Annotated in this window: 22 protein-coding genes; 5 read left to right on the forward strand and 17 right to left on the reverse strand. The window is 47.2% G+C overall.

The features are described from left to right. Positions 1–183 precede the first annotated feature (183 nt). On the reverse strand, positions 184–930 hold the full coding sequence (locus ACZMB2_RS06320; RefSeq protein ID WP_118770206.1) for a MurR/RpiR family transcriptional regulator: 747 nt from the start codon (positions 928–930) through the stop codon (positions 184–186). 44 nt (positions 931–974) lie between these two features. Here ACZMB2_RS06320 and ACZMB2_RS06325 point away from each other — a divergent pair, with 44 nt between their 5' ends. The 3 genes from ACZMB2_RS06325 to ACZMB2_RS06335 are packed head-to-tail and all read left to right on the forward strand — an operon-like array spanning position 975 to position 2,488. Beyond that, positions 975–1,274, forward strand: coding sequence for a PTS sugar transporter subunit IIB (locus ACZMB2_RS06325; RefSeq protein ID WP_118770207.1), 300 nt, complete (start codon positions 975–977; stop codon positions 1,272–1,274). Between the two features lie 4 nt (positions 1,275–1,278). Beyond that, the gene (locus ACZMB2_RS06330; RefSeq protein WP_118770208.1) at positions 1,279–1,602 is read left to right on the forward strand and encodes a PTS sugar transporter subunit IIA; all 324 of its coding nucleotides are present in this window, start codon (positions 1,279–1,281) and stop codon (positions 1,600–1,602) included. Positions 1,603–1,618: 16 nt separating this feature from the next. Further along, on the forward strand, positions 1,619–2,488 hold the full coding sequence (locus ACZMB2_RS06335) for a deoxyribonuclease IV (protein WP_487596030.1): 870 nt from the start codon (positions 1,619–1,621) through the stop codon (positions 2,486–2,488). Between the two features lie 236 nt (positions 2,489–2,724). Here ACZMB2_RS06335 and ACZMB2_RS06340 read toward each other — a convergent pair whose 3' ends face one another. The 14 genes from ACZMB2_RS06340 to ACZMB2_RS06405 all read right to left on the reverse strand — a co-directional run bounded on the left by ACZMB2_RS06340 (position 2,725) and on the right by ACZMB2_RS06405 (position 20,211). Then, on the reverse strand, positions 2,725–3,621 hold the full coding sequence (locus ACZMB2_RS06340; protein WP_487596031.1) for a DMT family transporter: 897 nt from the start codon (positions 3,619–3,621) through the stop codon (positions 2,725–2,727). Positions 3,622–3,653: 32 nt separating this feature from the next. Continuing rightward, on the reverse strand, positions 3,654–4,313 hold the full coding sequence (locus ACZMB2_RS06345; protein WP_487596032.1) for an HAD family hydrolase: 660 nt from the start codon (positions 4,311–4,313) through the stop codon (positions 3,654–3,656). Beyond that, complete coding sequence (locus ACZMB2_RS06350; RefSeq protein WP_487596033.1) at positions 4,310–6,202, reverse strand: ABC transporter ATP-binding protein; 1,893 nt, start codon at positions 6,200–6,202, stop codon at positions 4,310–4,312. The genes ACZMB2_RS06345 and ACZMB2_RS06350 overlap by 4 nt, the downstream gene beginning before the upstream one ends. Continuing rightward, entirely contained in the window at positions 6,195–7,949 is a 1,755-nt protein-coding gene (locus ACZMB2_RS06355) for an ABC transporter ATP-binding protein (protein ID WP_487596034.1), read from the reverse strand. The genes ACZMB2_RS06350 and ACZMB2_RS06355 overlap by 8 nt, the downstream gene beginning before the upstream one ends. Next, positions 7,942–8,391, reverse strand: a complete 450-nt coding sequence (locus ACZMB2_RS06360) for a MarR family winged helix-turn-helix transcriptional regulator (protein ID WP_487596035.1) — start codon at positions 8,389–8,391, stop codon at positions 7,942–7,944. The genes ACZMB2_RS06355 and ACZMB2_RS06360 overlap by 8 nt, the downstream gene beginning before the upstream one ends. Before the next feature lie 140 nt (positions 8,392–8,531). Then, positions 8,532–9,431, reverse strand: coding sequence for a putative ABC transporter permease (locus ACZMB2_RS06365; protein WP_487596036.1), 900 nt, complete (start codon positions 9,429–9,431; stop codon positions 8,532–8,534). 30 nt (positions 9,432–9,461) lie between these two features. Further along, positions 9,462–10,895 (reverse strand): adenylosuccinate lyase, encoded by a 1,434-nt coding sequence (gene purB, locus ACZMB2_RS06370; RefSeq protein ID WP_118770216.1) that lies wholly within the window; start codon positions 10,893–10,895, stop codon positions 9,462–9,464. An 18-nt stretch (positions 10,896–10,913) separates the two neighbouring features. Beyond that, on the reverse strand, positions 10,914–12,362 hold the full coding sequence (purF, locus tag ACZMB2_RS06375; protein WP_487596037.1) for an amidophosphoribosyltransferase: 1,449 nt from the start codon (positions 12,360–12,362) through the stop codon (positions 10,914–10,916). 225 nt (positions 12,363–12,587) lie between these two features. Then, entirely contained in the window at positions 12,588–13,373 is a 786-nt protein-coding gene (locus ACZMB2_RS06380; RefSeq protein WP_118770217.1) for an amino acid ABC transporter ATP-binding protein, read from the reverse strand. 13 nt (positions 13,374–13,386) lie between these two features. Next, positions 13,387–14,073, reverse strand: coding sequence for an amino acid ABC transporter permease (locus ACZMB2_RS06385; RefSeq protein WP_118770218.1), 687 nt, complete (start codon positions 14,071–14,073; stop codon positions 13,387–13,389). Positions 14,074–14,314: 241 nt separating this feature from the next. After that, positions 14,315–15,217 (reverse strand): transporter substrate-binding domain-containing protein, encoded by a 903-nt coding sequence (locus ACZMB2_RS06390; protein WP_487596038.1) that lies wholly within the window; start codon positions 15,215–15,217, stop codon positions 14,315–14,317. A gap of 98 nt (positions 15,218–15,315) precedes the next feature. Beyond that, positions 15,316–16,020, reverse strand: coding sequence for a hypothetical protein (locus ACZMB2_RS06395; protein WP_487596039.1), 705 nt, complete (start codon positions 16,018–16,020; stop codon positions 15,316–15,318). Then, complete coding sequence (locus ACZMB2_RS06400; RefSeq protein ID WP_487596040.1) at positions 15,941–17,107, reverse strand: DUF5716 family protein; 1,167 nt, start codon at positions 17,105–17,107, stop codon at positions 15,941–15,943. The genes ACZMB2_RS06395 and ACZMB2_RS06400 overlap by 80 nt, the downstream gene beginning before the upstream one ends. A 14-nt stretch (positions 17,108–17,121) precedes the next feature. Beyond that, positions 17,122–20,211 carry a DUF5717 family protein gene (locus ACZMB2_RS06405; protein ID WP_487596041.1) on the reverse strand — a complete coding sequence of 1,030 codons (3,090 nt, stop codon included), beginning with the start codon at positions 20,209–20,211 and terminating at the stop codon, positions 17,122–17,124. A 107-nt stretch (positions 20,212–20,318) separates the two neighbouring features. Here ACZMB2_RS06405 and ACZMB2_RS06410 point away from each other — a divergent pair, with 107 nt between their 5' ends. Further along, positions 20,319–21,443, forward strand: coding sequence for a pyridoxal phosphate-dependent aminotransferase (locus ACZMB2_RS06410; protein WP_487596042.1), 1,125 nt, complete (start codon positions 20,319–20,321; stop codon positions 21,441–21,443). A 31-nt stretch (positions 21,444–21,474) separates the two neighbouring features. Here the strand turns inward: ACZMB2_RS06410 and ACZMB2_RS06415 are convergent, their stop codons facing one another. Together ACZMB2_RS06415 and ACZMB2_RS06420 are read right to left on the reverse strand one after the other, a co-directional pair. Next, complete coding sequence (locus ACZMB2_RS06415; RefSeq protein ID WP_487596043.1) at positions 21,475–22,458, reverse strand: peptidylprolyl isomerase; 984 nt, start codon at positions 22,456–22,458, stop codon at positions 21,475–21,477. After that, entirely contained in the window at positions 22,448–23,254 is an 807-nt protein-coding gene (locus ACZMB2_RS06420; protein ID WP_487596044.1) for an HAD family hydrolase, read from the reverse strand. The genes ACZMB2_RS06415 and ACZMB2_RS06420 overlap by 11 nt, the downstream gene beginning before the upstream one ends. A 169-nt stretch (positions 23,255–23,423) precedes the next feature. On the opposite strand from ACZMB2_RS06420, the gene ACZMB2_RS06425 reads away from it, so the two are divergent. Continuing rightward, entirely contained in the window at positions 23,424–23,708 is a 285-nt protein-coding gene (locus ACZMB2_RS06425; protein ID WP_487596045.1) for a hypothetical protein, read from the forward strand. Positions 23,709–23,771: the final 63 nt, after the last annotated feature.

Raw genomic sequence — 23,771 nt, forward strand, 5'->3', positions numbered from 1 at the left:
TTCAGCAGGACTTCATCTGTACAAAGGATAAGGAATTTGCGATTTTTTTTCAAGAGATTGGAAAGACAAAGAAATTTGTAACTTCAAGAAAAAACATGTTACTCTTTCAGCGGAAGGATTGAAGTGCGGCAACGAAAATGATAGAATGTATCAAAAGCACTGAATATGCATATTTACGCATATTCAATGCAAATAAAGTACTAATTTGGACAAGATATATTCCAGAAGAATGATCGTTCTTCCAATAAAAAAATCCGGCACATTATAAGCAACTGAACCTGTTGACCGGATCACCAAATGCGGACTGCTCAAGTCCGCCAAAGCAGAAGACCCATTAGCTGTAATCAGTGCGATATCATGACCTGCGGCCTTTGCACACTGGGCAATATTGATCAGATCTTTTGTCTCACCGCTTTTAGAGAAAAATATGCAAAGGCTCGGGGTGTCTTCCCTCCGCATCATATCAGAAGGGGATCCATCATAGGCAAGAAATCCGAGCGTAGCCAGTCTTCTCATAAAATAAGAAGAGGCTATGGTAGAAAAGCCAAGTCCTATGACAAAGATACAGTTATTCTGATGTTTCAGAAGCAGTTCGACAAACATATCTATGGCCGGCTCATTCACAGGATCAAGAATGCTGGTCAGTTCAATACCTTCTGCCGGTTTTTGTTCCTCGTCAACCGAATGTCTCAGAGAATAGATCATATCACTATAACCCTGATAGCCAAGTTTCTTTGCCAGCTTTATTACCGTAGTTGTAGAGACATAAGCCTGACGTGCTATCATCCGGATATTAATCTTTGTATCTCCCTGTTCGATTGCATTCAGTATACAGGACAGGACTTTATGCTCTGTTTCATTTAATAAGTGTTGCTGTGAAAAATGCAGGTTTTTCAAAAAAATCACCTCTCTGTGAATGTACATTGCCATATTATAACACACTTTAACAAAAAATTAATCAGGAGGATTTTCAAATGAACGTATTATTACTTTGTTCTCAGGGTATGTCTACCGGAATGCTCTGTGAAAAAATTACACAGGCTGCAAAAGAAGACGGAAAAGAGCTTCATATCTGGGCTGCCAGTGAAATTAAAGCAAGAGAACATGTTGGAAAAGCGGATTTAATTCTGCTTGGGCCGCAGATCCGTTATCTTCAGAAACGGATCAGTGAGATGGCACCCGGAAAACCGGTAGAAGTCATTGATATGATGGCCTATGGAATGATGGATGGTAAAAAAGTATATTCCGACATCAAAAAATATATGGAGGACTGATCCTATGACAATTACTCAGGAAGTTCTGGAACAATCCTGCCTGGGACTGATTTCCTATAGCGGTGCTGCAAAAAGTGACTATCTGGAAGCTGTTGAATGTGCCAAATCGGGAGACTTCGAACAGGCTGAAGCAGCTATTGAACGCGGAAATGAAAACTACCTGCATGCCCATGAAGCACATTTTGGATTACTTCAGGAAGAAACCGGTACAGAAGGTGGACTTCTGACCCGATTACTTCTGGTTCATGCTGAGGATCAGCTGGCAATGGCCGAAATGGCCCGAATCATGGCAGAAGAACTAATCGAAGTCTACAAAAGAATCAACTGAGTTGGAGGACTTTCTTATGTTAAAACTCGGTTCCCATGTGGGCATGAGCGGGAAAAAAATGATGCTCGGCTCTGTGGAAGAAGCTCTCTCTTACGGGGCAAATACCTTTATGATTTACACCGGCGCGCCCCAGAATACCCGCCGGAAAGAGATCAGTGAGCTGAACATTGACGCTGCCCACGCACTGATGAAAGAAAATGGCATCGATGAGTTCATTATCCATGCTCCCTATATCATCAATCTGGCTAACACCGTCAAACCGGAAACCTATGAACTGGCCATTCATTTTCTCCGGCTGGAGCTGACCCGCGCCGATGCCATGGGCAGCAATATCATGGTACTTCACCCGGGTGCTCACGTAGGAGCCGGTGTGGATGCCGGTATTGCCTCGATTGTAAAGGGATTAAATGAAGTGCTGACAGACGATACAAACTGTATGGTAGCACTGGAAACCATGGCTGGAAAAGGTTCTGAGATTGGACGGAATTTTGAGGAGCTGGCACGAATCTATGACGGCGTAGCGAAAAAAGACCGGCTCCGTGTCTGCTTCGATACCTGCCATACCCATGACAGTGGTTATGATATTGTCAACGATTTTGACGGGGTAATTGCACACTTTGACCAGGTGCTGGGAAAAGATCAAATTGCTGCCTTCCATATCAATGACAGCAAAAATCCCCGTGGAGCCGCAAAGGACCGCCACGAGAATCTTGGAAAAGGCTGTATTGGTTTTGATGCTCTGAACTACATCGTCCATCACCCGGATTTTGCGGATGTTCCGAAGATTCTCGAAACGCCGTGGATTCCCGTTGACGGTGATAAAAAGAATACCAGAGCCCCTTATAAAGAAGAAATTTCTATGCTGCGTGTGGGCTATCATTCATAGGCAATGCTTCGGAAGATAGAAGGCTATGCTTCAAGCAAGTTATAGTTCATAGGCAATTAACCGGCAGACAAGGGGACAGTATGTGAGCGGAACCGCTCGCGCTAAGTCCTCGATCCAGCGGTACTAACACTCAAACATCGCCAAAGGCTCGTTCTCGTGAAGTACCGGGACTGCGGACGTTCCTTTCACATACTGTCCCCTTTCTCTGCCTACTTCATCACCTATGAAACCTTAACTCACTTCTTCTCCGGCAGCTGTGCCAGAATAATAGCTCCAAACATGAGCACACAACCGAACAATTCTCTGATGCTCAGGCTCTGATGAAGAATCACCCATCCTGCCAGCACGGAAAAGACGGACTCCAGACTTAAGAGCAGAGATGCCACAGTGGGGTCCGCATTTTTTTGGGCTATAATCTGCAGCGTATAAGCCACCCCGCAGGACATGACTCCTGCATACAGAAGCGGCATAGATGCTGCCAGAATGCCCGGTAATTCCGGGTGTTCCCAGATCAGCATAGGGATTCCGCAGGCAATGCCTGCCACCAAAAACTGGATTGCAGACAGCCGTACACCATCCACTTTTGGCGAAAAATGGTCAATAACCAGGATATGCACTGAAAAACATATCGCACACAGGATCACCAGAAAGTCCCCTGTGTTAAGACGAAATGTCTCATTCATGCAGAGAAAATAAAGACCTGCTACCGCCAGTGCCACACAGAACCAGATGAGCAGACGGACTTTCTTTCCAAGAAAAATACCGAAAATCGGAACCAGTACAATATACATGGCGGTAATAAATCCGGCTTTTCCTACCGTTGTAAACAAGATGCCCCACTGCTGCAGGCTGCTCGCAATACCAAGGGCCAGTCCGCAGCAAATACCTCCGGTAACCAGCGTCTTTGTATCTCCACGACGGCTTTTCATTTCTTCATCCGTAAGTCCGCTTTTTCTGGCGCTCTTATCCATAAATAGAATCACCGGGATCAGCACTGCCGCACCAATCAGACACCGGACTGCATTAAAAGTAAAGGGTCCGACATAATCCATTCCCACGCTCTGTGCTACGAATGCACAGCCCCAGATCAGGGCTGTCAGCACCAGCAGCACATTATTTTTCATCTGTTTCATTCTCTCACTCATCCTCCGACTGTCTATTCTTCTTATTTTGCTGCCATGTCCAGAAGACAGTCTCTTAATTCTGACACCGTGTCAAGGAGCGTCTTTGCTCCCAGACTTTCCAGCAGTTCCTTATCACGAAATCCCCAGGAAACAGAAATACACGGAATCCCGGCGTTTTCTGCAGTAGCAAGATCTACTTCGGAATCCCCTACATAGACACAGTCCTTCAGTGGAACACCGATTCCTGCTGCCGCCTCAATCACGGTATCCGGCGCTGGCTTTTTCTTCACCCGCTCAGATTCTCCGATAGCCAGCGGCACCAGATCTCCAAAGGTCTCCCGGCACAGTTCCTTCACTGCCGCATCGGATTTATTGGAGACAACCGCCGTGGGAATTCCTTTTTCCTTCAGCTCTGCCAGCAGTTCCATAATCCCTGCATAGGGCGCCGTATGGTCGTTTAAATGCGCCGCATAATGTTCCCGGAATTTCTGAAAACACTCCTCAAACTTCGGATTCTCTTCTCCGTCCGGTACAGAACGGACCATGAGGTTCCGGACTCCATTTCCTACAAAACTTCTGACTTCCATTCTGGTTCGTTCCGGGAAACCACAGGCAGTAAGGGCTGCATTGACACTTTGGTACAAATCCTCCAGAGTATCAAGCAGTGTCCCGTCAAGATCAAATAATACGCCTTTTATCATGATAATTCAAATGCTCCCGTATATAACTGATAATAACGTCCTTTTTCTGCCAGCAGAGACTCGTGGTCACCACGTTCGATGATGCGTCCCTGATCCAGTACCATGATAACATCAGAGTTCTTAATAGTAGAGAGACGATGGGCAATGACAAAGACCGTTCTGCCTTTCATCAACTTATCCATACCACTCTGGACGATGGTCTCGGTTCTTGTATCAATACTGGATGTTGCCTCGTCAAGAATCAGTACCGGCGGATCTGCGATGGCTGCACGCGCAATGGCCAGAAGCTGACGCTCACCCTGAGAAAGCTCGGAACCGTCGCCGCTTAAGACCGTATCGTATCCTTGCGGCAGTTTGGTAATGAAATAATGGGCATTGGCCAGTTTTGCCGCTGCGATGACTTCCTCGTCCGTTGCATCCAATTTTCCGTAACGGATATTATCTGCCACGGTTCCAGTAAACAGATGGGTATCCTGCAGTACCATGCCAAGAGACCTTCTTAAATCCGGTTTCTTGATTTTATTAATATTAATACCATCATAACGGATCTTTCCATCCTGAATATCATAAAAACGGTTAATCAGGTTGGTAATTGTCGTCTTTCCGGCACCGGTTGCACCGACAAATGCAACTTTCTGTCCGGGTTTTGCATACATCTTAATATCATGAAGAACGATCTTGTCATCCGTATATCCAAAGTCCACGCCGTTGAATACCACATCACCCTGGAGTTTTTCGTAGGTGATGGTACCATCTGCCTGGTGGGGATGTTTCCATGCCCAGATACCGGTTCTCACCGGAGACTCTTTAAGGGTTCCGTCCGGCTCCTCCACCGCATTGACCAGAGTTACGTAACCATGATCTTCTTCCACCGGCTCATCCAGGAGATCAAAGACACGCTCTGCGCCTGCCAGCGCCATAATAATGGAGTTAAACTGCTGGGATACCTGGGTAATCGGCATATTAAAGCTTCTCGTCAGCTGCAGGAAGGATGCCAGTGCCCCAAGGGTCAGACCACCCACACCATTGATGGCCAGAATAGAACCAACTGCCAGAGTAATCACGTAGTTGATATTTCCAAGGTTTGCCATAACCGGCATCAGAATGTTGGCATAAATATTTGCATTTTTTGCACTGTCAAAAAGTCCGTCGTTAAGCTCATAGAATTTCTTCTTCGTCTCTTCCTCATGGCAGAATACTTTGACCACCTTCTGGCCTTCCATCATCTCTTCAATGTAACCGTTCAGAACTCCCAGATCCTTCTGTTGGCGGATAAAATATTTTCCACTCTGGGAACCAATCTTCCGGACCACTCCGACCATAACAGCAACCATAACAATGATCAGCAGCGTCAGGGGAATGCTCAGCACAATCATGGAAATGAACGTACTTACAATGGTAATCACAGAGCTTAACATCTGTGGAATACTTTGGCTGATCATCTGGCGAAGTGTATCCGTATCGTTGGTGTAGCAGCTCATGATATCGCCATGAGCATGGGTATCAAAGTATTTGATGGGCAGGCGCTCCATATGAGTAAACATATCGTCACGAATCCGTTTCAAAGTTCCCTGGGTCACATTGACCATCAGCCTCGCATAAAGAAACGTGGCAAAGGTTCCGATATAGTAAATTCCCGCCATTATAAGCAGTGCCCGTACAAGGGGAGCAAAACTCGGATTATTTTCGGAAAGGAACGGCATGATATAATCATCGATCAGATTTTTAATAAACAGATTGCCTGCCACAGCAGCCAGAGAGCTGACCGCAATGCCGATAGCAACAAACACACATTCCACTTTATAATAGTTCCACACATAGGAGAGCAGGCGCATCAAGGTCTTGCCTGGATTCTTGCTGCCGCGTCCATTCATGTTCTTCTTATTCATTCAAACCTGCTCCTTTCTGTTGTAATCTGTAAATATCCCGGTAAATCTCATTGGTCTCTAAGAGCTCTTCATGGGTTCCCATGCCGGAGATACGTCCCTGGTCAAGAACCAGAATCCGATCGGCATCTTCAATAGAAGAAATACGCTGGGCAATGATAATTTTGGTCGTAGCCGGAATCTCCTCCCGGAATGCCTTCCGGATCAGAGCATCGGTCTTCGTATCCACCGCACTGGTGGAGTCGTCGAGAATCAGGATCTTCGGCTTCTTTAAGAGGGCTCTGGCAATACAGAGTCTTTGTTTCTGACCGCCGGAAACATTACTTCCCCCCTGCTCAATGAAGGTCTCATAGCCATCCGGCATCTTATCAATAAACTCACTGGCCTGGGCAAGCTCGCAGGCATGACGGCATTCTTCCTCCGTTGCCTCCTTGTTGCCCCAGCGCAGATTATCAAGAATGGTACCGGAAAACAGTACGTTCTTCTGGAGTACCATAGATACCTCATTTCGAAGGGTCTCGATATCATACTCCCGGACATCTCTTCCGCCTACACGCACGGAACCATCCAGTACGTCGTAAAGTCTCGGAATCAGCTGTACCAGCGTAGACTTGGAACTTCCGGTTCCACCGATAATGCCGATGGTCTCTCCAGAATGAATCTGGAAATTGATATCAGTGAGGACACATTTCTCCTCCCGCTCTTCCTTCATCTCATTTTCGCTGTAAGCAAAATTTACATGGTCAAATTCAATAGAACCATCCTCTACCTGATATACCGGGTTTTCCGGATTGTGAAGAGTACTCTTCTCATCCAGCACTTCTGCAATACGCTTTGCAGAAGAACTTGCCATGGTAACCATGACAAATACCATGGAAATCATCATCAGACTCATAAGAATCTGCATGGTATAAGTAAAGAGACTCATAAGTTCTCCAGTAGTCATGGTGCCATTCACTACAATCATTTTTGCACCAATCCAGGAAATCAAAAGAATACAGGTGTACACCGTCAACTGCATGACCGGCTGGTTCATAATGACCAGTTTTTCTGCATGGACACTTAAATTTTTCAGACGATCTGTTGCTTTGCAGAACTTGTCATTTTCATGATCTTCTCTTACATAAGCCTTTACCACACGAATGCCTGTCAGGTTCTCCTGCACACTGGCATTCAAACTGTCATAGCCGCGGAACATTTCATTGAACAGCGGAAATGCCCTTCTGATTACAAAGGACAGCACCAGTCCCAGAAATACCAGCGCAGCCAGGAAAACCAATGATATCCTTGCATTAATTTTCACGCACATGATCAGTGCGGAAATCATCATGATCGGCGCCCGCACAAACATACGCACCAGCATCTGGTATGCATTCTGCACGTTGGTCACATCCGTAGTCATACGGGTAACCAGACCTGCCGTGGAGAAATGATCAATATTCCGGAATGCAAAATCCTGAATATTGTCAAACATACCTCTTCTTAAATTACGTCCAAATCCCATGGACGCTTTCGCCGCAAATACACCCGACAGGGTACCTGCAGCCAGGGACAGCATGGCAACTACCAGCATGATGAGTCCCATTTTCATTACATAATTCATATCCCCGGTCTCTACTCCGTTGTCGATGACCAGCGCCATCAAGGTGGGGAGCAGTACTTCCAGAAATACTTCCAATGTTACAAATACCGGGGAAAGAATCGTATCTCTCTTGAATTCTCCGATATAGGACATGAGTTTTTTAATCATATTCAGCCTCCTTTAATCCAGTCTCTATCTTATTCACGCAGCGGAGCCACCATTCCCGCTCTTCCGGACTCAGCCATCCATTGACGCGCTTTTCCATCTCTTCAATACGCTCAATGACCTGACGCTGTACCCGGACGCCTTCTTCCGTCAATACCAGCTCTTTTTGTCTGGCATCGGTACTTACACTCCTGCGCTCCACAAGTCCATGCTTTTCCAATCCCTGAATCACACTGGTTACGGAAGACCTGCGAATCTTGAATTCGGATTCCAGCTCTTTCTGAAATGCCTTTTCATGAAGATTTCTCTTGTACCAGAGAAATCCCAGAATCCGGCTCTGAATGGACGAAAGTTTAAACTCTTCCATCTCCTGCTCCATGGCACGACGCAAAAGACAGCTTAAATCCATAATCGTCTTAATCGGATGGTCTTCTGTCTGCAGCATTTATTTCCTCCTTTCCTAACAATACGAATGTAACCATTCAGAGCCACATTCGCATAACTCTGAACGGTACACAAAAAGTTAGAACTCTAACGAGTATACGTTAGAGTTCTAACAAAGTCAAGAAGGAAATCCTTCAAAAATTATGAACTTTTTGTGTTCTTCCGTTTTAAAATCCGCTCCCGGATCTCCGTAGACCGGTCAATTCCCGCATTCATAAACCGGGAACCCGGGTTGTGGGTCAGAAACCATGAGGCTCCGCTGGTCATCCGCTCTTTTAACTGCTCCTGACGGTCTTCCAGCTGTGCCATCTCTTTTTCCAACCGTTCCAGTACTTTCTCTTTCAGCTGTCCCGGATCGGGTGTCTCCACGGACGGAAGTCGTTCCGCAAGGGCTTCCTTCGTATCGGCCAGCTTCTCAGAGACTGCTTCCTTCGCAAAGGTAGAGGCAGCTTCCAGAAGCCGCTTCTTCTCTGCTGCCCGCTGCTCCAGTTCTGCCATCAGCTGCTCTGCCTGCTCCAGCATATGACGCAGATCCATAGCCTCCCGGAAAGCTCCGCTGAAATCGTAAACCATGCAGACGGTAATGAGGAAGGTTGCTACCGATACAAATTCCTGATTCATCCAGAAGACAAACCGCTCCACCTGGGGCTGAATGCCATAGACCATGGCAATGCTTAAAAATCCCCATGCAATGGAGGAACTTAAACAAATATGTCCCTTATACTGAAAATGCTGGTTGCTGTAATCCCAGTACCGTACCTTAAAGAGCCGCACCATGGCTTCTCCGGTAAAGTATTCCAATACGGTAGCCCCCACCAGGCCAACAACATACACTTCCACCGGTGAATTCTGGAATGGCAAGGTCATCCACAGCACCAAAATCGCACCACTTCCATATAAAGGAAGCCAGGGCCCCTTTAGGAAACCCCGGTTCACAGGCCGGAGCTGTTTGAGGGATACATACGCCGACTCAAAGCACCAGCCAAATATACAATAGAGATAAAAGAAGGATAACCACTGTCTGAACGTGTAGCTATACAATACGGTAATTCCTCCGATTCTTTTTGAAAACTATACGGTGATCTCTGCCTTCACTCCCAGAACGTCTTTGTTGGCATCCAGGATCGGCTGTACCACATCACGCAGGAAATTGGTTACCTGAATCTCGGAACGGCCCACGTATCTGGACGGTTCCATGCAGGATTCCAGCTGCTCCAGCGTCATGTTAAATGCCGGATCTGCTGCAATCAGTTCCAGAAGGTTGTTGTCTTTTCCTTCTACCTTGACATTCTTACCTGCTTCCATGGAAAGAGTTCTGATTCTCTCATGAAGCTCCTGGCGGTCTCCGCCTGCTTTTACCGCATCCATCATGATGTTCTCGGTTGCCATGAACGGAAGCTCGCTGCGCAGTCTCTTCTCGATTACCTTCGGATAAACCACCAGACCATCTACGACGTTGAGACACAGGTCCAGAATACCGTCAATGGTCAGGAATCCCTCTGCGATGGAAAGACGCTTGTTAGCGGAATCATCCAGGGTTCTCTCAAACCACTGGGTAGCAGAAGTGATAGCCGGATTCAGGGCGTCAATCATCACATATCTGGAAAGAGAAGCAATACGCTCACTTCTCATAGGATTTCTCTTATATGCCATAGCAGAAGAACCGATCTGGGATTTTTCAAAGGGCTCCTCTACTTCTTTCAAATGCTGCAGCAGACGGATATCGTTGGACATCTTGTGGGCGCTGGCTGCAATACCTGCCAGAATGTTCATCACTCTGGTATCCACTTTTCTGGAATAGGTCTGTCCGGATACCGGAACACATTTTTCAAAGCCCATCTTCTTTGCGATCATCGGATCAATCTGATCAATCTTCTCCTGATCTCCATCGAAGAGTTCCAGGAAGCTTGCCTGGGTACCGGTTGTTCCTTTGGAACCAAGAAGTTTCATGGTACTTAATACATATTCCAGATCCTCCAGATCCATGCAGAACTCATTGAGCCACAGGGATGCTCTTTTGCCAACGGTAGTCGGCTGTGCCGGCTGGAAATGCGTAAATGCCAGGGTCGGAAGTGCTTTGTACTGGTCAGCAAATTTTGCCAGCTCTGCAATTACATTGATAAGTTTTTTACGAACCAGGCGAAGTCCCTCGGTCATAATAATAATATCCGTATTGTCTCCTACATAACAGGAAGTTGCACCAAGATGGATGATTCCTTTTGCCTTCGGACACTGCACACCATACGCATAAACGTGGGACATTACATCATGACGAACCTCTTTTTCGCGGGCTTTTGCCACATCATAATTGATGTCCTCTGCATGGGCTTTCAGCTCATCGATCTGTTCCTGGGTAATGGGCAGTCCCAGCTCTTTCTCAGTCTCTGCCAGTGCAATCCACAGTTTCCTCCAGGTCTTGAATTTCATATCCTGGGAGAAAATGTACTGCATCTCCTTACTGGCATAACGCTCTGATAATGGGCTTGTATATCTGTCTGTACTCATATGATTATTTTCCTTTCTCTATTTATCATAGTCACCACGAATATCTTCCGTCGGCGGATCCAAAGGGTATTTTCCGGTAAAGCATCCGCTGCAATAAGGAAGTCCTCCTACCATATCACTTAATCGCTCCAGTTTCAAGTAGGCAAGACTGTCTGCACCGATGACCTGACGGATATCTTCAACAGTACGGTTGTAGGCGATGAGCTGCTCCCGTGCCGGAACATCGGTTCCAAAATAGCACGGATATAAAAATGGCGGAGAGCTGACGCGCATATGAACTTCCGTCGCTCCGGCATCTCTTAACATTTTCACAATCCGGTCACTGGTAGTGCCGCGGACGATAGAATCATCAATCATAATGATACGTTTTCCGGCTACAGCTTCTTTCAATACACTTAATTTTACCTGTACACTGGATTCGCGGTTGCTCTGCTTCGGCTTGATGAAGGTTCTTCCAATGTAACTGTTCTTTACAAATGCGGTTCCGTAGGGAATTCCGGACTGCAGGGAATAACCAAGGGCTGCGGCATTGCCGGACTCCGGCACACCCACTACCAGGTCTGCATCCACCGGGCTGTCCATGGCGAGATATTTTCCGGCTTCAATACGGGAACCATAGACACTGACACCATCAATGTGACTGTCCGGTCTTGCAAAATAAATATATTCAAAAATACATCTGGCTGCTTTCTCCTTCGGCAGGCAATGACTCTTGTCTGATACGATGCCGTATTTCGGAGAAATGCTGACGATCTCGCCAGGCTCCACGTCGCGGATAAACTCTGCACCAATGGTCTGCAAAGCACAAGACTCAGAAGCCAGAATGTAGGTATTGTCGCGTTTTCCAATACAGAGGGGACGGAAACCATAGGGATCCCTTGCTCCCACCAGTTTTCTCGGAGACATAACCACCAGGGAATAGGCTCCCTGAATCTTATTCATGGCATGTGATACTGCTTCCTCTACGGATGCAGAATTAACCCGTTCTCTTGCAATATGATAAGCAATGACCTCAGAGTCAATGGTGGTCTGGAAAATTGCTCCGCTGTACTCCAGTTCCCGGCGAAGCTGCGGTGCATTGATCAGATTACCGTTATGTGCGACTGCCAGCGTACCTTTGATATAGTTCAGAACCAGCGGCTGTGCATTTTCACGGGTACTGCTGCCTGCGGTAGAATAACGGGTATGACCCACTCCGATATCCCCATGCATGTTCTCCAGAATCTCTGGTGTGAACACTTCATTTACCAGTCCCATGCCTTTGTGGGTCGTCACTTTTCTTGGACCATCCGTATCCCCTACGGCAATACCGCAGCTTTCCTGCCCTCTGTGCTGTAATGCCAGCAGACCATAATATACGGAAGAAGCTACGTTTCCCCCGTCAAAATCATAGATACCGAAGACACCGCACTCCTCGTGCAGACCATCCAGTACATTTCCCTGTTCCATCCTGTTCTTTCCTTCCATCCGCGTTATCCTTCCAAAATGTATCTTTCTTGTTCTTTCGCGTTTCTGCCAATAGTATAACCTGCGCTTTTCAGAATTTCAACTGTTCAATTAGAAAAATTTATAAATTGTTACTTATTTATAAGAAAACACGCGTAATTATCCACTTTTTCATAAGCAGGCATAAAGAAAGCTGTCCTGCTGTTGAAAATAGATTCCAGCCGCAAAACAGCTTTTCTCCCCTTATCAGCCCTGATTGAATCGTGACAGGAACTGACGGGTTCTCTCTTCTTTTGTATTTCCGAATACCTCATCCGGGGTACCCTGCTCCACAATGCGTCCGTCATCCATGAAAATCACATGGTTTGCCACATCTCTTGCAAATGCCATCTCATGGGTAACGATGACCATGGTCATTTTCTGGTCAGCCAGACCTTTGATCACCTTCAACACCTCACCGGTCAGCTCCGGATCCAGTGCTGATGTCGGCTCGTCAAAACAGAGAATGTCAGGGCGGAGTGCTAAAGCTCTTGCAATCGCCACACGCTGGCACTGTCCGCCGGAAAGCTGGTGCGGATAATTTTTCATCCGTTCACCAAGTCCCATCTCTTTTAAGAGCTGTTCTGCAAGCGCCTCAATCTCGTCGTGAATCTCTTTTTTTCTTGCCTTGTAATCCGGCTGCTCCTTTGCCAGAAGCTCCTTTGCCAGAATAACATTATCAAGAGCCGTATACTGTGGAAAAAGATTGAAGGACTGGAACACCAGTCCGAAGTGAAGCCGTTTCTTACGGATCTCCTCTTCCTGCTTGGCAGAAGAATCTGCCGCATCAAACAAAGTCTCTCCATTGACACGAATAATTCCACTATCCGGTCTCTCCAGGAAATTCAGGCAGCGCAGCATGGTCGTCTTACCGCTGCCGGAAGAACCGATGATAGACAGCACCTGACTCTTCTCCAGAGAAAAACTGATGTCTTTTAAGACTTCCGTACCTCCGAAGGATTTACTAATATGTTCTACTTCCAGAATTGGCATCTCGTCTTCCCCCTTACCTGAAATAATCCAGTTTCTTCTCCAGTCTGCCAAGTAATACGGTCAGCACACCATTGAAGATCAGATAATAAACTGCTGTAAAGAACAACGGCCAGATAGCTCCCGAAATTCCCTGGGAACCTTTCATAAATGCCTGTCCTGCCCAAATAATCTCCTGCAGTGCAATGATTCTTGCAAGAGAAGTATCCTTTACCAGAGTGATAATCTCATTGGACATGGGCGGCACAATTCTCTTAATCATCTGAAGCAGTGTGATCTTAAAGAAAATCTGGGTTCTGGTCATGCCAAGCACCAGTCCTGCTTCTTCCTGTCCTACCGGTACACTCTGGATACCTCCTCTGTAGATCTCGGAGAAATAACATGCATAGTTAAAGATGAAGGATACGGCTGCCGCTGCAAAACGGCCTGTTTCTCCTCCTCCCCAGATGGCATTTCCAAGTACCAGTCCCGGAAAATAATAAATAATCAGAAGTTGGATCATGAGCGGTGTTCCGCGGACAACCCAGACAATGACTTTTGTAAAATAACTTAACGGGCGGAATCTGGACATGGAGCCAAAGGCAATAATCAGTCCCAGAGGGAATGCTCCGATCAGTGTTACAAAAAAGAGCTTTAACGTCTGTATAAAGCCGATGTTCAGTGAATGTACCACCACCGGCATCTGTTGTAATATGAGTTCCATGTACTTTTCCTGCCTTCTTTTTTCTATTGTGTCATAGACACAAGTGACAGCCAGAAGCAAAATTACGCTCCCGGCTGTCCGTTTACAAATTCAGAGCCTCCTTCGCAAAACCGCCTCTAACGAGGCTTTCCTTTTGCTCATGGATGGCTCCTCGCCATATACATGTTTAAAAATATGCTTATTCATGCAAGCATGAAACACATATTTACTGAACATGTGCACGGCTCTGAATGCTTACCACTTACTGCTGAATCAGAGCTGCCTGTACTCCATACTGCTCTGCACATGCCTGAAGAGATCCGTCCTCAGAGCTGGTCTTGAAGAAATCGTTGAGTGCCTGTGCCAGATCAGATCCTTTACGGAATCCTACGCCGTACTCCTCGCTGTTCAGTCCGATGGTGTAAGTCAGGTTCTCATAACCGGTTCCTTCTCCTACCATAGCACCTGCCATCAGAGAGTCGATAACAGCTGCATCAGAAGTTCCTGCTGCAACTTCCATCAATGCGTCAGACTGTGCTGCTACCGGAGTATAGTTCAGTCCCAGTGCACTTACCTCTGCCTCACCGGCACTTCCGGTCTCTACTGCGAAGGAAAGGTCTGCAAGACTTGTCTCATCCTGATACTGGTCTGCTTTGTCAGCCGGAACAACAACAACCTGTGCATTGTTCAGGTACGGGTTGGTGCACTCCATGGCGCTTGTCACTTCGTCGGTCAGCGTCATGCCGTTCCATACGCAGTCGATGGTCTTTCCATCCAGCTCCAGAATCTTGTTATCCCAGTCAATGACTACAAACTCTGCATCGACACCAAGACTCTTGGCAAATGCTTTTGCCATATCTGCATCAAAGCCGACCCACTCGCCGCTCTCATCTTTATAATCCATCGGCTCAAACTCCGTAATACCTACTACCAGAGTTCCTTTATCCTGTACATATGCCAGATCGGAATCTGCGGTATCTGCTGCTTCTGCCTCGTCTGCTGCAGCATCTTCCGTATCTGCTGCTTCCGCTTCATCTGCTGCAGCATCTGTCTCTTCTGCCTCTGCCGGAGCAGCGGTATCTGCAGAAGAACTTCCGCATCCTGTTATCATTGCTGCAGACATCATACCTGCCAGCATCAGAACTACTAACTTTTTCATAATCATATCCTCCTGATATTTCCATCCGCTACCACTCTACCACAGTAAAGCGATTGACGATGATAGAATCATACCAGTTCAGATACAGATTGTCAAGAGGTTTCTTACTGCCGCCTTCTGGTACGGTATTCCTGTTCCCATTCTAACAGCTTTTTCTGTGCATCCATTTCTTCTGTTTTTTTGTTTTTCTGTTCCGGAATCATGCCTGATGCCAGCTTTTCTGCCAGTTCTGCCTGATCGCGTACCTCCGGCTCCATGGCATATTCGCAGGATTTCCGGAAACATTCCGCAGCCTCTTTGAATGCAAACTCTCTGGCATGGCAGACACCCAGATTATTCCATACCCTTGCATAAAAGCTGACTCCCAGACGACTGTTCTGGTGCATTCTTAAAATGTGCCGGTATTCTCCCATGGCAGCCCAGACATTTCCACCATCCAGCAGCTCATCTGCCTGCAGTTTCAGCCGTTCCTGTTCCTGCATGGAATCCATGGCACGTATCCGGTCACTTAATTCCGTCAGCTGCACGCTGTCATAAAGGTCTGATGCCCCAACAACTGCCACGATCAGATTGGTAAGGCTGGTCTCCGTGGAAATTCCTTTTCGGATTCGTTTTGCCAGATCTCCGCAGTCCAGCTCCTTCTCCATCCACTGACAAAGCCGTTCGTTAAAAAAACTTCTCCCTGCCAGACAGATATTGTGATAGACGAACCAGGAAAGTTCTTCCAGACTATACAGGTTTCTGCCTGTCTGTTCCACCAGATATGGTGTCTTCGCCCGTCTGCTCCTGCAGATCACCGCCAGTCCCATGGTTCTCCTCCTCTTCTTCCAGTAAAAATGAATCTACCCAGTAAAGACCTGATGCCGGATACAATTCTCCAAATCCCAGATCCGTTACCTTCACCTCACACTGCTTTGGCGAGGAAAAAGAAATCTCCACCAGAAGCCGTCCGGTTCCTTCCGGGCGTTCCGGCAGATTTTGTAACCGGATCCCTCCCCGGATCTCCGGGCCTCCCAACATAGGCTGAAAAACCAGCTCCAGCACCGGGCTGCCCACCAGAATCATTTCCTGGGACACTTGTATGTCATACCAGTTCTGTCCGGCTTCCGCCAGTGTATAAATACTCTCTTTTCCTCCCCGCCTGCTGCGGATTCCCACATTATAAAGCAGAGTCTGCTCACTTAAGAACAGATACGGCACCCTGTCTTTTCCCGCCTGTGCCAGCATACATGCTCCTCTGGCACAGATCTGCTCCGCCAGAAATACCCTTCTTCGAAAGCAGATTTCATCCCTGCTCTTTTTATAATCTCTCGCGTTAAAGTCCGTTCCGGTTAAAAATACGGAGGACACCGGCTCCCCGGAAAACCGTTCCTTCACGGTTTCCGCCAGTTTTTCATCCCGTCCGCCCTCCAGGAGATTTCCCACATACCAGTATTCCGGCTCCTCCGCCTGTACCAGCATAGGTGATGTTCTCCGATTCATATGCAGGCAGATGGAACGGATTTCCTCCTGTCCAAATTCCAGCAAAAACACCCGGTGCTGCCAGATATCGGAGGTCTGACTCATAACAAAATGCACCAGACTCTCAGCCTCTGACACCATATGGATCTGTTCCTTCCCGAATCCAGCCTGGCAGGCTTCCTGCAGATACTGGCGGATTGTTTCTTCTTCCATATCCGGAAGTACCAGTACAGCACGGATATTTTCTTTTTTTTCAAATCTTTTCAATGCAGACAGAATCTTGCAGAAGCATGCCGTATGTCCGGAAAGTTTTTCATATTCCAGGGGAAGATATGCCGGTTCCTTCCTATCACCGGTCTGATAGCAGACCTGCGGAATTTCTTTTCGAAAATCAATTCCTGCAATCACTCCCTGCTTTTCTTTTGTCAATATCATGACATCCTGCCCTCTCACCTTCTCTGAAACTGTTCCTGTGCAATGGCACTCAACGCTTCATATTCCCTCATCATCCGCTGAAGCGGCCGCTCCTGCCGGTAATCACAGGCCTTCTGCATCCGGCACAACCTCTCATAACGCCCGTCACCGGTCAGATGCTCCTCCCGATTCTCATAGGTCTTGCACACCGTAGACTTCTCTGTTCCGTCCAGGCATTCTTCTGTGAAAAACCAGGTCAGCCGTTCTCCGTAAAATAACGTAAAGGTTCTGGTAAATACCCCTCCACACACCGGATACAGCTGTTCCGTCACATAATCGAAACTTTTCTTTCCATGGTATTCCAACACATAATGAAGAATCACCCGATGTTCCGGATGACACCGGTACTCTACGGTCATGCAGTCATTCATTCCATCCATATGTTCTGCATAAGGGAGTAATTTCGCAAGAAAAGCAAAGCGTCTGCGTTCCAGCCACTGCTGGCTTAAAAGCCGTCCCGCCAGCCGCTTCTGAGTATCCGTAAGCAAAAGCAATACAGATAACTGGCGAAGGTAGGACAATGTGGCCACTCTTGCCAACGGATCATCCCAGATCATATGCTGCTCCAGACTCTCGAACAATCCTTCCGGCACCGGCTCTTCCTTCACAAAATCGAGCCACGACAAATAGTTAAGCCATGCGCTCACCATGACCGGATCTGTCCCCCGCTCATCCATATCCTGCAGCACCGGAAATACTTCCTGCACATGCCGTTCTGTATAAAGTGCCTGGGCTGTCAGCTGCTCTTCCAGTTCCTGAAAATGCAAATCAAACTTTCTGCATGCCCTCCAGAGCTCCAGAAGTGACCGGGTATCCGCCAGTCCCTGTTCTGCCAGCAGCGCCAGAATCCGATCCGTATACTTTCCTTTCCTGAATACCTCCCATGCCCACGGACGCAGGTCATCATGAGAAATCTTTTTCTGTTCCAGAAGCCGCAGCAGCAGCCTTAATAAGATAGCTGGATCTGCTGTACGGCACCCTGTTTTCTGAAGCAATTTCCATGCCTCCTCATCCCGTTCCAGCAAGATAAGAATTTCCAGATAAGTCCCCTGTTCCTCTCTGTTTAAATACTCCCCGTCCGGGATCAGGAGTTCCTCCTCTATCTTTTCCAGTCTCCGATGCTTCCGTTCATACTGCAGAAGCTCCAATTTTAATTTCCGCTCATAGTCCCTGGTCAGCTTCCCACTCTTCAGAAGCTTCCGGGCTGTTTCCACAGTCTCACTATGAAGTCTGTGATCTCCTTTTCCTTCCAACAGATAGAGATTCAGTCCCGGATGTTCCTTTCTCTGCTGAATGCAGACCTGCAAAAATGCCGGTGATATCAATAACCTTTTCAAATCATAGGGAACCGTCTTCCGATATCGTCTTCCCTGCTCATCCAGAAGGGTAATCTCTGCCCCCGGTGTATAAATAGGAATGCAGGCACTTCCACCGGAAAGCGGCACGATAAACACCTGCTCCAGCTGTTCATAGCGGACTTCCACCTGACGGATCCGCCGATCCTTACAAGTAAGCTTTCTTAAAAAAAGAAGATCTGTCAGGGCATCCAGCTGTTCTCCTTCCAATGTCTCCACAGCCAGACACTTTTCATAAAGCCATGCCAGCTGTTCATTGAGCCTTCGTTCCTTTAACTGTGCCAGTAAAAATTCCTGCAGTTTCCAGCGGTGATGCTCCATGTCTGCACCTTCCATGCCTCCATGACGTAAAAGGTTTGTGTAAAATGCTGTCTTCTGCTTTCCGCTCAGTGTATTATGATAATCGAAATACAGGATGATCTGCCGTGGGAGCAGTTCCGCATAACTGTCTGGCAGCGCATACATAAAATACTCATACAGATTGGTAATCTTGGCATCCAGTTCTACCCCTTTATAATACCAGACAAAGGCATCTTCATCGGTCCTATGTCCCCGGATGTAAATCGCGCAGACCGCCCCGACCGTCTCCCTGCAGGGCACCGTCTGATAGCAGGCTTTTAAAAGCCTCGCCGTCAGAAAAGACCAGTGCTTCACTCCTGCTGCCTGGCTGGCTGCCGCCATGGCAGTCTCCGATGTCAGAAATCCATGAGCTGATGCCCAGGCAAAGGTCTGCAGTGCAAATGCATCCAGTCCTGTAAAGAGTGCCATATCCTTTTTCAGAAGCTCCCAGGCGCACTGATAGAGCAGCCGGTTTCTCACGCCCCCACGAAACTGCCGTTCCAGCAGTTTATAAGCCATGCGGGAATCCTGCTGAAGTTTTGGATCTTTTTCCAACAGCATGAGCACCAGGATCCAGTTCTCCGGCTGTTTCTGATAAAGTTTCTGAAGCTGTGGCAGACAATTTCCCCCAACATAACTGTTCACATAGAAAAAGACAGCGCGGACCGTCACCTGCTTCTGCTGGTATAGCCTGGTCTTTTCATATTTTCTTAAAATCCATCCTGCCTCTTCCTTCCGTCCTTCCCGGAACATAACCCAGGCATCCATAAGAGGTCCTACCGGATCCTCCGGATTTTCCTTCCGAAGCTGATCTACCAGAGTCCGATATCTTTGCAGCGCCTTCTTTACGCTGCTGTCTCCGCGCCGCTCCCTCTCCAGCTCCATTAAGAATGCCGCCATGATCTTTTGTCTGCTGCGTCGCCGTTTCCAGTCCTCTGAACGGCCCGGTCCTTTTTTCAATTCCTGCTTAACTTCTGCAGATGCTCTTTCTTCCGGCAAAGGTTCTTCTTCCTGCTGCTGTATTTCTTTCACAACTGCCGTGATCACCACCGGAATCTCGTATTCCCCTGCATCGGATTCCACAAAAAGCTTTTCTTCCCGTGTCTCCCCCTCCCGGATCCATTGGGGCTGATACTCATATTCCATCCTCGCCGCACGGCCGAAAAAGCTGGTTTTCTTCAGGTGAAATCCAGGAATCTCCGAAATCACAATGCCCTTTACCCGCCGTTCGTCGCAGGAAACAATCAAAAAGCTGCCCGCCACCCCACGGCCGTCCTGAATCTCCAGCTTCAGCATTTCCGGCTCGATCCGAAGGCTTGCCTGCTCATAGGTAAATATTCCATTGGAAAAGTCTATGATTTTGTCTTTCATATGAACCCCGTTGCATTTTCTCTAATTTTGATTATAATCAGTACTATCAATATTATATCACCACTGGTTTGCTCTACGCAACCGCAGGACAGAAGACTGAGGTAGAAATGAATACAAATACAGAACCTAAGATTGAGGGAAAAGAACACTTCCACGGAAGTGACTTAGAAAAGATTGAGAAATACTTTGGAATCCCAAAGGAACAGATTACCGGCTTTGGCGCCAATGTAAACCCCCTTGGTATTTCCAAAAAAATGAAGGATGGACTGGCTGCCCACATTGACGCAGTCACTACTTACCCGGATCCGGAATACACCGAGCTTCGCAGTCACATTGCCGGCTACACCGGATGCCGTCCGGAGCAGATTCTGGTGGGAAACGGATGCACAGAACTGATTTCCCTGTTTATCCAGATCAACCACCCGAAAAAGGCACTGATTGTCTCTCCTACGTATTCTGAGTATGAACGGGAGGTCCGCCTGAACGGAGGCGAAGTCCTCTACTACGCATTAAAAGAAGAAAATGAATTCCAGCTGGACGTGGAAGATTTCTGCAACGCGCTGGCAGCAGAACAGGCCGATCTCTGCGTCATCTGCAATCCCAACAATCCTACGTCCACCGCATCCTCCCCGGAGGAGATGCGCCGGATTCTCGCCCGCTGCCAGGAACTGGGCATTTTCGTCATGATCGACGAAACCTATGCCGAGTTTGCTCCTGACAATGAGAGTATCAGTTCTGTAGGACTGTTGGAGGAATTTGATAACTTTGCCATTTTACGGGGTATTTCCAAATTCTTCGCCTCTCCTGGACTCCGGCTTGGCTATGCCATGACCGCCAATCTTCCGCTGCTGGCTAAAATCATGGAGGAGAAAAATCCATGGACCATCAACAGCCTGGCAGAAATTGCAGGTTCCTATATGTTTCATGACTGGGATTACATCGAAAAGACCCGGAACTTAATTTCCACGGAACGGGAACGCATTTACAACGAACTGAAAACATGGGATACCGTCAAGGTCTATAAACCCCATGCCAATTTCATTCTGGTCCGCATTTTAAAGGAGGGCGTGACTTCCTATGACGTCTTTGTCCACTGCATCAAAAAAGGACTGATGCTCCGGGACTGCTCCACTTTCCCCGGGCTGGAGGACGAGACCTTCTTCCGCTTCTGCTTTATGATGCCGGAGAAAAATACCGAACTTCTGAACAGTTTAAAAGAGATTCTGGGTTAACCCCGGAATCTCTTTCATTTCTTCTCATTCGTTATGCAAAGTTTTCTTCATACACTTTGAAAAAGCTGTCTGTCTTCACATCCGTGTAATCTTCAAACTTCACCTTTTCCCACAGATGCTTCTGATACTCTGACAAAGTATCCTTCATCAATCCATCGTAAATGCTCTGGAAGCGTTCTGTTTTCTGCTGCTGCTCTACTTTTGCCTTATTAGCCTCAGATTCCTCCGGCAGATAGGTATTGAGACATTTCAGGATATAATATCCGTCATCCGCCGCAAACACGTCACTGATCTCATCATTATCCAGATCAAACGCCACATCCTCGTATTCCTGGCTTTCATCTCCTCTCGCCACGGATACGGTCACCTTCGGCGCCTTGGAATAGGTGCCGGCCAGTGTCTCAAAATCTTCGCCCTGATCAAGTCTGCCTTTCAGTTCCTCCGCCAGTGACTGTTCCTGCACATAGATCTGATCTAACTGTATGACCCTGGATTCGTCATCACTGACCTCCACCGTCACATCTTCCGTGATCTTATCGTAAGCTTCCTGCGCCAGACAATAATCCTCATACATGCTTTTCACTGCATCCTCATCCACACCCAGAAGCTTAATCTCCTCCTGGCTCAACGATGCAAAATACTCAGAAGCTGCTTTTTCTGCCTTCTGCTCATCCTCCTCGGAAAGTGCAATATCCCGTTCCTTTGCCAGATAAACCATACTCTTCATCTGCGCCAGCTGAGAAAGCACCTGACTTTTTAAATATTCTTCCAGTGTCGTATCTCCAAATGCATGATCCCACATCTCAATGCCATAGATATTTTCATACTGATTTTTCTGGTTATTGAGATAAACCAACGCCTCCGGCATGGCACAGGACACATTTCCAATGCGAAACAGCTCGTTAGGCGCCAGACCGGTAGTCACCACGATCTTCGTATCGCCGCAGCCAGTCAAAGAACTGATCAAAAGCATTGCCATCAGTCCCATGCAGCCAATTCTTCGTCTATTTTTCATGGGCCACCTCCTGCAAAATATCTTTCAGCACCTGCAGCACACCATCTTCCTCATAGGATGCCACCTCGTACCTGGCTGCCTGTTTCACTTCCGGTGCCGACAGAACCGAAGCATAACTTCTGTCCCCGCATGCCAGCATGGACATATCATTAAAATTATCACCGAAGACAACAGTCTCTTCCCTGTTTACGCCAAGCTCCCTCTGAAGCCATCTGACTGCATTTCCCTTGGTGGCCTCCGGATCGTTAATATCCACCCATTTTTCCCCGGAAATATTAATCGCAAACTTCTCTTTCCAATTTTCGGACATGCGCTCATAAACCCTTTTTACATCATCCAGGCAGTAAAGGCTTAACTTTACCCCTTCCTGCAGATACTCCTGCAGATTTTCCACAATACCTCCTGCTCCCTTATACTGCCCAAAAATCAGATTGGCAAATGCCTCATCCTTCTCATCCGTAAAAAATCCTTCTGCCGTGGAAAGCAGCGGATAACAATCGCCGCCCTCCAGAGCCTCCTGCAAATACCCTTTCAAATCTTCTGTATTCAGCCGGAGTTCATGACATGGCGTTCCATATTTCTGAATGCAGGAGCCATTATCGGATAAATAAAAAATCCGGTTTCTCACTTCGTGAAATACCGCGTCAATGCTGCTGGAATGCCGTCCGCTTGCTGCTGCAAATGCCACACCCTGATCCGCTAACTGCCGGATCACTTCCATATATTCCGGATTGATCTCTGTAGATCCTTCCTTCACTAAAGTTCCATCAATATCACTGATAATCAGTCGAATCATTTTCTGTCTTCCTTTGTATTTCATATTTCTATAGTGTAATCGAAATCAAATAAAAGCTCAACGGATATTTTCTTAAATTTCTTAAAATTTAATGATTTACCACTTTTATTGCAGGGGCATTTATATTAAAATAAATAAAATGAGGTCTAAAATGAAAGGAGCATTCCCTATGAAAAAATTATGGAAAACCGTTGCATTTCTCGGAACCGCAGCTGCTTTTGCTGCCGCAGGTCTTTATCTCTTCCGCAGGTTCTTTGGAGCTGATGAAGAGCTGGAAGACTTTGAAGATGATGACCTGTTCGATGAAACTGACGAGGACGAAGATGATATAAAGGCTTTTGAGGACGATTCTGAAATCTTTGAGGATGAGGCTCCGGTAAAAGCTGATGAAAAAGAGGAAGAACCGGAAGAAGAAAAAGCCCCGGAGGAAGCAGAAAACGCTCCGGAAGCTTAGGTTTTGCCCATGAATGACGAAATCCCGACATGCACTGCATGCCGGGATTTTTGTATGCTCTGA

Source organism: Hominiventricola sp. (genome assembly GCF_057604405.1).

Bases quoted from the DNA above. Each gene is read 5' to 3' on its own strand.
- ACZMB2_RS06330 (WP_118770208.1), top strand. From the start codon at position 1,279: ATGACAATTACTCAGGAAGTTCTGGAACAATCCTGCCTGGGACTGATT.
- ACZMB2_RS06345 (WP_487596032.1), bottom strand. From the start codon at position 4,313: ATGATAAAAGGCGTATTATTTGATCTTGACGGGACACTGCTTGATACT.
- ACZMB2_RS06360 (WP_487596035.1), bottom strand. From the start codon at position 8,391: ATGCTGCAGACAGAAGACCATCCGATTAAGACGATTATGGATTTAAGC.
- ACZMB2_RS06390 (WP_487596038.1), bottom strand. From the start codon at position 15,217: ATGATTATGAAAAAGTTAGTAGTTCTGATGCTGGCAGGTATGATGTCT.
- ACZMB2_RS06340 (WP_487596031.1), bottom strand. From the start codon at position 3,621: ATGAAACAGATGAAAAATAATGTGCTGCTGGTGCTGACAGCCCTGATC.
- ACZMB2_RS06325 (WP_118770207.1), top strand. From the start codon at position 975: ATGAACGTATTATTACTTTGTTCTCAGGGTATGTCTACCGGAATGCTC.
- ACZMB2_RS06355 (WP_487596034.1), bottom strand. From the start codon at position 7,949: ATGATTAAAAAACTCATGTCCTATATCGGAGAATTCAAGAGAGATACG.
- ACZMB2_RS06425 (WP_487596045.1), top strand. From the start codon at position 23,424: ATGAAAAAATTATGGAAAACCGTTGCATTTCTCGGAACCGCAGCTGCT.
- ACZMB2_RS06320 (WP_118770206.1), bottom strand. From the start codon at position 930: ATGGCAATGTACATTCACAGAGAGGTGATTTTTTTGAAAAACCTGCAT.
- ACZMB2_RS06405 (WP_487596041.1), bottom strand. From the start codon at position 20,211: ATGAAAGACAAAATCATAGACTTTTCCAATGGAATATTTACCTATGAG.
- ACZMB2_RS06380 (WP_118770217.1), bottom strand. From the start codon at position 13,373: ATGCCAATTCTGGAAGTAGAACATATTAGTAAATCCTTCGGAGGTACG.
- ACZMB2_RS06400 (WP_487596040.1), bottom strand. From the start codon at position 17,107: ATGATATTGACAAAAGAAAAGCAGGGAGTGATTGCAGGAATTGATTTT.
- purF (WP_487596037.1), bottom strand. From the start codon at position 12,362: ATGGAAGGAAAGAACAGGATGGAACAGGGAAATGTACTGGATGGTCTG.
- ACZMB2_RS06350 (WP_487596033.1), bottom strand. From the start codon at position 6,202: ATGAATAAGAAGAACATGAATGGACGCGGCAGCAAGAATCCAGGCAAG.
- purB (WP_118770216.1), bottom strand. From the start codon at position 10,895: ATGAGTACAGACAGATATACAAGCCCATTATCAGAGCGTTATGCCAGT.
- ACZMB2_RS06420 (WP_487596044.1), bottom strand. From the start codon at position 23,254: ATGATTCGACTGATTATCAGTGATATTGATGGAACTTTAGTGAAGGAA.
- ACZMB2_RS06395 (WP_487596039.1), bottom strand. From the start codon at position 16,020: ATGGGACTGGCGGTGATCTGCAGGAGCAGACGGGCGAAGACACCATAT.
- ACZMB2_RS06410 (WP_487596042.1), top strand. From the start codon at position 20,319: ATGAATACAAATACAGAACCTAAGATTGAGGGAAAAGAACACTTCCAC.
- ACZMB2_RS06385 (WP_118770218.1), bottom strand. From the start codon at position 14,073: ATGGAACTCATATTACAACAGATGCCGGTGGTGGTACATTCACTGAAC.
- ACZMB2_RS06415 (WP_487596043.1), bottom strand. From the start codon at position 22,458: ATGAAAAATAGACGAAGAATTGGCTGCATGGGACTGATGGCAATGCTT.
- ACZMB2_RS06335 (WP_487596030.1), top strand. From the start codon at position 1,619: ATGTTAAAACTCGGTTCCCATGTGGGCATGAGCGGGAAAAAAATGATG.